Raw genomic sequence first — 1,200 nt, 5'->3', positions numbered from 1 at the left:
CTTCGCGAGCAGGCTCGCTTGTATGGTAGGACTTGAAGGGAGGAGGAGGGACAAGGCTCGATTCTGACTGTTAGCGCAGTACAGACCGTGGGAGATTTTCACCCTCCTCCTTTCACCCAAGCGCCGATAAAGAATGCATCTGGCCTAGACCGACGATAGGAACAAGCCTGCGCCTCTGGGTGAACCCTTCAAGTGTTCAAACCTTAGCCCGGAGGATTTCTTATGGCAATGCCCGTCGCTACTACCCAGTCGATTGTCGGGGTTGATGTCGCCAAAGACGAACTGGTGATTTATCACGTCGAATCAGATCGGCTCGAGACAATCTCCAATACCAAAACGGCGATCAAGAAATGGCTCAAGACCGTTGCCAAACCAGTAGCAATCGCCATCGAAGCCACCAATATTTATCACCAGGAGTTCGCCGAGCTGGCGCACGCGGATGGCTGCAGGATCTACATGGTTGGCGGTTATGAACTCAGTCATTACCGCAAAGGCGTGAACGTTCGCGCTAAAACTGATGCGCTGGATGCTCGTTTATTGGCCCGCTATCTGACAAACGAAGGGGACCATTTGCGCCCCTGGACGCCGCCGTCCCCCCTGTATTGCCGGCTCATTAGTCTGTTCCGGCGTCGTGCGGCTCTGGTTCAGGCTCGTGTCAGCCTCAAGCAGAGCTGGGAGAATGAGCCGCTGCTCAAAACCGCTTTCAAGAATCAGATAAGCGCCATGCAAAGGCTAGAAACCTTGCTTGAAAAAACGATCCTGACGCAGATAGAAGAAGCCGGTTTGGGCGCACAGCTCAAGCGCTGCATGAAGGTCGAAGGTATCGGTACGTTGAGCGGAGCCCGCTTGCTTGCATCCTTTCAGCGTGGGGACTTCAGGAATGCCGACGCTTTCATCGCTTTTCTAGGAATGGATCTGCGCATAGCGGACTCAGGCAAAAAGAAAGGCCGGCGCTGTCTGACCAAACGAGGCGACCCTGAGGCACGTCGATTGCTGCACAACGCTGCAATGGCGGCGAGCCGGACCTCGGTGTGGAAAGGGTTTTATGAGGCTATGAGAGGGCGTGGATTGAGCACTACCCAAGCACTGGTCGCACTAGCCCGCAAGCTTGCACGGGTGGTATTTGCTCTGTTGAAAAACCAGAGCGAATACTCACCCAAAGGCGTTTAGGGGCTAGGCATGAACCATAGAATCTCCCAC

General features: G+C 54.6%; 1 protein-coding gene. It reads left to right on the top strand.

All coding sequences use genetic code 11. The annotated features are described in order from the left end of the window. Nucleotides 1-222 precede the first annotated feature (222 nt). A complete protein-coding gene (locus D8U70_RS16600) occupies nt 223-1,170 on the top strand; it encodes an IS110 family transposase (RefSeq protein WP_071171885.1) in 948 nt (315 codons plus the stop codon). The last annotated feature ends 30 nt before the right edge of the window (nt 1,171-1,200 follow it).

Origin of the sequence: Pseudomonas sp. Sample_20, assembly GCF_004307585.1 — a bacterium.
Taxonomy (GTDB): Bacteria; Pseudomonadota; Gammaproteobacteria; order Pseudomonadales; family Pseudomonadaceae; genus Aquipseudomonas; species Aquipseudomonas atacamensis.
This window is presented reverse-complemented; position numbering and strand designations above follow the sequence as displayed.

Excerpts from the sequence above, each read along its gene's own strand:
- D8U70_RS16600 (WP_071171885.1), top strand. The coding sequence starts at position 223 with ATGGCAATGCCCGTCGCTACTACCCAGTCGATTGTCGGGGTTGATGTC.